Below are 6,352 nucleotides of genomic sequence, written 5' to 3'. Positions count from 1 at the left end.
TGTGTTGTTGCCCCGACCTTGTTCCTCTGCTTACGAACGGGTAACCACCTTATGCCGATTACGTCAAATTTCTTTTGATCTGAGGCAGGAAGAGGATTTTCAATTCAATGAAAGCCAACTCAAAAATGAGTTATCTTCTGTAGCTTTGATAATGTTGGGCAATCCACACAACCCAACCGGTCAGTGTTTTTCCAGAAAAACTTTGTTGTCACTCATTGATGATAATCCACAAACCTGCTTCATGATTGATGAGTCAGATCTTGCTTTGGTAGATCTGGATTCAACGAACAGCTTGGTCCCCACGATTCGTCCTAATCTGATCGTGTTGAGAACATTGACAGAATCACACGGCTGGCCTGGGCTGGGTTCAAGTTACTTGGTTACAGGTAATCTGGATCTGCTGGCTTTTCTTTCGAAGAGATTTTCTGCTACCTCAATTTCTGGATGGCTCCAGCAAATTGGCTTGGAGTTGGTTCATCAGGAACCCACTGTCCAGCGTGAGGAACTGGCTGATCTCCGTCAGGAGATCTTGCCTCAATTGCAATGTCACTCCCACCTCAAGATCGTCCCTGGCAAAGCTCCCTACAATCTCTTTCAGATCACCTCAGAGTTATTGGCTCCTCTGAGAGAACAATGCTCTCCAAAAAATCTCACAATGCTTTGGGGCGAGCACTACCCAGGTTTAGCTGACAACCATCTACGGATTTCTCTTCAACATCGTGAGGGCCTTCAGCGATTTCTCTCCATCCTGAAGCAATTGGAGCGCTGAGTCTTGGCCAAAGCACTAATGCTGCAGGGAACAGGTTCTGGAGTAGGCAAAAGTCTTCTCTGTGCCGGCCTCTGCCGTCTACTTGCAAGACGTGGTATTCGAGTGGCCCCCTTCAAAGCGCAGAATATGGCGCTGAACTCAGGAGTCACTCGCTCTGGAGAGGAGATGGGGCGAGCCCAGGTTCTGCAGGCTCAAGCTGCTGGATTGGAACCGGATGTGCGGATGAATCCGATCTTGCTCAAACCCCAAGGACAGGGACAATCCCAGCTCGTGCGCCTTGGCAAGTCCATTGGGAACTACGCCTATCGCGACTACTATCAACTGGCAGAAGAAAACTTCACGATTGTCCGGAAGGTTTATGATGACCTGTCCCGTGATTTCGAGTTGTTGATACTTGAAGGAGCAGGCAGTCCTGCCGAGATCAACCTTCAGCAGACCGACCTTTCAAACATGCGGATGGCTCACCATGCCAACGCCCGGGTTTTGTTAGTGGGGGATATTGATCACGGAGGAGTCTTCGCTTGGCTCAAGGGGACTTATGATCTCATTCAGACAGAGTATCATCCCTTGCTTTATGGCTGCCTGATTAACAAGTTTAGGGGGGATTACACTTTACTCGAACCAGGTATCCGGCTCTTTGAGAAACAGGTTCCGCTACCAGTACTAGGTACCATTCCCTACGATTCTTTCCAGCTTGACGAGGAGGACTCCCAGCAAATTCGCTCAACTCCGCGTGAAGACGCATCCCTGCGAATTCATGTTGTCCATTTACCGCAACTCTCAAATTTTACCGACTTTGCTCCCCTACAACGTCAACCAGACATTTCTCTAGAATATCTGGAGAAGCCTCCGAATGGCCGACTGCCAGACGTGTTGATCCTACCAGGTAGTAAGAACACCTTGTCTGATTTGCAAATTCTCCGAGAAAGGGGATGGGAAAACTGGATTCGGCAGCATCAGGGAAACTTCCTGCTGGTGGGAATCTGTGGTGGGTTCCAGATACTGGGAGAGTGGATTACCGACCCTGAAGGAATTGAAGGCACAATTGATGGTGCATCTGGTATGGGTGTTCTGCCCTTAAGCACTGAGATGGTGGCTACCAAGATCCTGCAGCTTGCTGAATACGAAGGGCAGGGAATTCTCAAAGGATGTAAAGTGAGTGGCTACGAAATTCATGCAGGAAGATCCCAACTACAGCAAGCAAAATGGATGGATTTGGTCGAGCCGTCAGGATTGTGTGTCTGGGATGAAAAGCAGAGAATTCTCGGAACTTATCTGCACGGCATCTTCGATAAGGGTGAGGTAGCAAACCGACTGCTACAGCTTACTGGAAAGCAAATTCAACCCATTCCGGACCATGCACAGGAAAATTTGCGAGAGTTGGATCGATTGGCTGATCTGATTGAGCGCCACTGTAACTTGTCGAGGATTCTTGACGGGCTTTGCTGAATTCACCCTTACCAGTTGGGTGACTCCTCTGTTGTTGCTCTGGTCAATCTTCCTTCTGGATCTTTGGTTCGGAGATCCCGTTTATCGGTTTCATCCAATTCGGCTGATTGGCCACTTGCTGGGTTACCTGGAGCGATGGCTGTTTGCCAGAAGATGGAATGGTTACACGGGAGGCATCCTGCTTGGCCTGCTGCTTTTAGGGATCGTATTAGGCTGTTACTTCCTTTTGCAAAAAATTTTCGGCAGTTTACATCCAGTCCTCGGTTGGAGTCTGGATCTCTTTCTGGGTTACAGTCTGCTAGCTTTGCGAGATCTGGAGATACATGGGTTACGAGTTTGGCGAGCTACTGCCGATGGCAATTTGATGAAAGCCCGGGAGGAAGTATCCCAATTAGTGGGACGTGATGTAGAACGACTTGGTCTCGCAGGTTGTAATCGAGCAACCCTAGAAAGTCTTAGCGAAAACTTGTCTGACGGAGTGGTTTCTCCCTTATTCTGGCTGACTTTGGGAGGCATTCCAGGCATGCTTGCCTTCAAGGTAATCAGCACTATGGACTCAATGGTCGGCTATCGTAATGAGCGCTACCTGCGCTTTGGCTGGTTTGGAGCAAGAGCGGATGATCTCATGAATTGGCTGCCGGCTCGGTTGACCTGGGTGCTTTTAAGTATTTCGGCTTGGATTCTGCCGGGTTACGATAGCCGTATGGCATGGTCGATTGGATTGTCTCAGCACCAATACATGCCAGGACCCAACGCTGGTTGGGGACAAGCTGCGTCAGCAGGTGCACTGCGTGTTCGGCTAGTGGGTGAAAAATGGAAAAATGGCAGGCTTCAACACAACGCCTGGCTGGGTCATTCTGATGATACTACACAAGTTAGTGCTGACTCTATTCCAAGACTAATCCGTCTGAATCGATACACTACACTGTTACTTCTAGTAATCATCAGCCTATTGATTGCTGTTTTTAATTGAAATTATTGACTCTATCGAACCAATGGAACTACAAGTTCTCGTGCGCAAGTTACAGGACTGGGAAGATCGACTAGCGGCGCAACGGCGCGAACTTGAGCAGGAAGAGTGGAACTCCTTGCAGCAAGTCCCTGAAGCCAAAGAGCGTATGTTGGATCCTGAGGAATTGGAAGAAATTGCTGACCAGTTTCGTCAACAACGCACAAAGGTGCTTCCAAGATTTCAACGAGCCTATGAACGCTCGAAGCAGCGTTTGGAAGGGCAACTAGGACTACTCTATGCCGGATTTCTAAATGATTTCCAAGAGGAACTCCAAAAGTTACCTGCTTCAGAATTGCGGGAATCACTTAGTGAAGATCTACGGCGCGACACCCTTCAATGAGTTCACCTATGCTGACCAAGTTGGCTCAAGGATTTCTACTGCTTCAGGGAATCGCATTTTTTGGTCTAGGAGTTTGGTTTCTGATTGAACCCACAACCATGGCTAGTGCGATTGGTCTGGTACCCGAAAGCCCAGCTGGATTAGCTGAATTACGGGCTGTTTACGGGGGCCTGGAAATCGCCTTGGGGATTTTTCTAGTAGTCACAAGTTTTCGGGCAAACTGGTCAGGAATTGGGCTTTGGCTACTTCTTTCGTGTTATGGAGGAATCACTGCAGGGCGTATTGCCGGGATTCTGCTTGATCAACCAGATGACACTTTCACCCTTCAATTGCTGGGTTTTGAAGCGGGTAGCTTACTGATTACGATTTTATTGGTTTTTGGACAGAAGCTCAGGTCTTGACTTCCTGATGACAAAAAGCTTGCTTGCAGCAGAGAGTTTCGTTATTTTGATAGATTGTTATTTTTCCAAGCCACTTGACATTTCCCTCAAGCATAGTGGGCATCAGTGACCCTGCCAGACGCTGAAGAAACCTGCTGCAACCACGGTCTCTCCCCTCTGCCGATACTTGGTGTTTCCCCCGATTTGCTGACCAACCAAGTTGGAAAACTGTCATGGCCCAATCCCATACCTCACGCGAGCCAGTATAACTGTTATGGATGCGGCATCTCAGAAAATTCTTCAGAATACACGTAATATCGGTATTTCGGCACACATCGACAGCGGAAAGACGACTCTGACAGAGCGCGTTCTTTTCTATGCTGGGCGAATTCACAAAATCGAGGAAGTCCGCGGTGGTGGTGCCGGCGCAACGATGGACCACATGGACCTCGAACGCGAAAAAGGAATCACTATCACTTCTGCAGCCACTACAGTGCAGTGGCAAGACAAGAAGATAAACATCATTGACACTCCTGGACACGTGGATTTTACCGTAGAAGTAGAGCGTTCGCTACGTGTCTTAGATGGTGCCATTCTTGTGCTGTGTGGAGTCTCTGGTGTGCAATCGCAGTCCATCACGGTAGACCGACAGATGAAGCGCTACAAGGTACCCAGATTAGCCTTCATCAACAAGTTGGACCGGATGGGTGCAAATCCTTGGAGAGGAATCCAGGGAATACGCGATGTCCTCGGCTTGAACGCGGTTGCCATGCAACTCCCCATCGGTCTGGAAGAGAATCATGATGGGGTGGTGGACCTTGTCACCATGAAGGCCTGCTTCTTTGATGGAGACAATGGCGAGACTGTGCGTGAGGAAGAGATCCCTGCAGACATGGTTGATGACGCTCAAGAGAAGCGCCAGGAAATGCTGGAAGCTGTCTCGATGTTTGACGAGCAAATGATGGAAGACCTGCTGGAAGAAAAAGAAATTACGGAAGAGGCAATTCATGCAGCGATCAAGAAGGGTGTAAACAGCCTTGAATTTGTTCCAGTCTATCTTGGTTCAGCCTTCAAAAATCGAGGTGTGCAGAAACTATTGGACGCAGTAAACACCTACTTGCCATCCCCACTGGAAGCTTCCGCCAATGTGGCCACCGTCGTCAAAGGGGGTGATGAGGAGCAGGAAAAAGTGGAGTTGAAATGTGATCCAGATAGAGACCTTGTCGCCATGGCATTCAAACTGACAGAAGAGCAGTTTGGTCAATTGACTTACACCCGCATTTATCAGGGCCGTCTGCGTAAGGGTGATCAGGTTGTCAACTCACGTACAGGAAGAAAACTCCGAGTTGGCCGGATGGTGCGTATGCACTCCAACGATCGTGAGAATATTGACGTTGCCGAGGCTGGAGATATTGTTGCGATGGTAGGTGTGGATTGTGCCTCTGGAGACACCTTCTGTGGAGGAGATACACGAGTCGCTTGTGAGTCTATTTTTGTCCCTGATCCAGTAATTTCACTGGCTGTCAAAGGCAAAGATAACGATGCGCATATGCGCATGAGCAAGGCACTCTCCCGCTTCATGCGTGAAGATCCAACCTTCCGAGTTTCCTCAGATGAAGAATCTGGCGAAACTATCATTTCTGGAATGGGTGAGCTTCACCTCGATATCTACATTGAGCGGATGAAGCGTGAATACAACGCTGACGTTATCGTGGGAGCCCCTCAAGTTAACTACCGTGAAGCAATCACGGCTGCAGCGAACTTCGACTATCTACACAAAAAGCAGACTGGTGGTTCTGGTCAGTATGCTGGTGTTAGCGGAAAGATTGAGCCACTTCCAGATAACAGTGAAGATCCCTTCGAATTTATCAACAGCATCTTCGGCGGTGCTATTCCCGCAGAACACATCCCCGCATGTGAAAAGGGCTTTCAGGATGTGATGATCAAGGGGCCTCTCGCAGCATTCCCGATGGTGAACATTAAAGTCACCCTGACCGATGGTAAATATCATGATGTGGACTCCAGTGACCTGGCCTATCGCCTCGCCTCACGACAAGCGATGAAGCAAGCGGTTAACAAGGCTCAGCCTATTCTTCTCGAGCCAATCATGAAGGTCGAAGTAGAGACACCAAGTGACTACCAAGGCTCTGTGATTGGAGACTTGAGTTCTCGACGCGGCGTCATTTATGGTTCAGAGGTGCAAGGAGACGAAACGGTCATTCTTGCTGGAGTGCCATTGAGTGAGATGTTCGGCTATGCGACAGAACTTCGTTCGATGACTGCCGGCAAGGCACAATATTCAATGGAGTTTGAGAAGTACACAGCTTGTCCATCCTTCATTCAAGAGAAAGTAATGAAGGAACGTGCCGAGAAGCTTCGCGACGAAGACGATTGATCCTAAG

General features: G+C 48.9%; 7 protein-coding genes. 6 read left to right on the top strand and 1 reads right to left on the bottom strand.

Annotation, left to right across the window (positions count from 1 at the left end):
- From P8O70_11770 to P8O70_11750, 5 genes are all read left to right on the top strand, one after another.
- A partial coding sequence (locus P8O70_11770) for an aminotransferase class I/II-fold pyridoxal phosphate-dependent enzyme (GenBank protein MDG2197542.1) occupies positions 1–769 on the top strand: 769 nt, incomplete at its 5' end.
- Between the two features lie 3 nt (positions 770–772).
- The gene (locus P8O70_11765) at positions 773–2,218 is read left to right on the top strand and encodes a cobyric acid synthase (protein MDG2197541.1); all 1,446 of its coding nucleotides are present in this window, start codon (positions 773–775) and stop codon (positions 2,216–2,218) included.
- Entirely contained in the window at positions 2,202–3,191 is a 990-nt protein-coding gene (gene cbiB / locus P8O70_11760) for an adenosylcobinamide-phosphate synthase CbiB (protein MDG2197540.1), read from the top strand. The genes P8O70_11765 and cbiB overlap by 17 nt, the downstream gene beginning before the upstream one ends.
- Before the next feature lie 22 nt (positions 3,192–3,213).
- Positions 3,214–3,570, top strand: coding sequence for a hypothetical protein (locus P8O70_11755; protein MDG2197539.1), 357 nt, complete (start codon positions 3,214–3,216; stop codon positions 3,568–3,570).
- 8 nt (positions 3,571–3,578) lie between these two features.
- Positions 3,579–3,971, top strand: a complete 393-nt coding sequence (locus P8O70_11750; GenBank protein MDG2197538.1) for a DUF4345 family protein — start codon at positions 3,579–3,581, stop codon at positions 3,969–3,971.
- Here the strand turns inward: P8O70_11750 and P8O70_11745 are convergent.
- Entirely contained in the window at positions 3,961–4,185 is a 225-nt protein-coding gene (locus P8O70_11745; GenBank protein ID MDG2197537.1) for a hypothetical protein, read from the bottom strand. The two genes, P8O70_11750 and P8O70_11745, sit on opposite strands and share 11 nt — an antisense overlap.
- Before the next feature lie 39 nt (positions 4,186–4,224).
- On the opposite strand from P8O70_11745, the gene fusA reads away from it, so the two are divergent.
- Positions 4,225–6,345 carry an elongation factor G gene (fusA, locus tag P8O70_11740; GenBank protein ID MDG2197536.1) on the top strand — a complete coding sequence of 707 codons (2,121 nt, stop codon included), beginning with the start codon at positions 4,225–4,227 and terminating at the stop codon, positions 6,343–6,345.
- Positions 6,346–6,352 lie beyond the last annotated feature (7 nt).

It is taken from the genome of SAR324 cluster bacterium, from assembly GCA_029245725.1.
Classification (GTDB): domain Bacteria; phylum SAR324; class SAR324; order SAR324; family NAC60-12; genus JCVI-SCAAA005.
This window is presented reverse-complemented; position numbering and strand designations above follow the sequence as displayed.

Excerpts from the sequence above, each read along its gene's own strand:
- P8O70_11755 (MDG2197539.1), top strand. The coding sequence starts at position 3,214 with ATGGAACTACAAGTTCTCGTGCGCAAGTTACAGGACTGGGAAGATCGA.
- P8O70_11750 (MDG2197538.1), top strand. The coding sequence starts at position 3,579 with ATGCTGACCAAGTTGGCTCAAGGATTTCTACTGCTTCAGGGAATCGCA.
- P8O70_11745 (MDG2197537.1), bottom strand. The coding sequence starts at position 4,185 with ATGACAGTTTTCCAACTTGGTTGGTCAGCAAATCGGGGGAAACACCAA.
- fusA (MDG2197536.1), top strand. The coding sequence starts at position 4,225 with ATGGATGCGGCATCTCAGAAAATTCTTCAGAATACACGTAATATCGGT.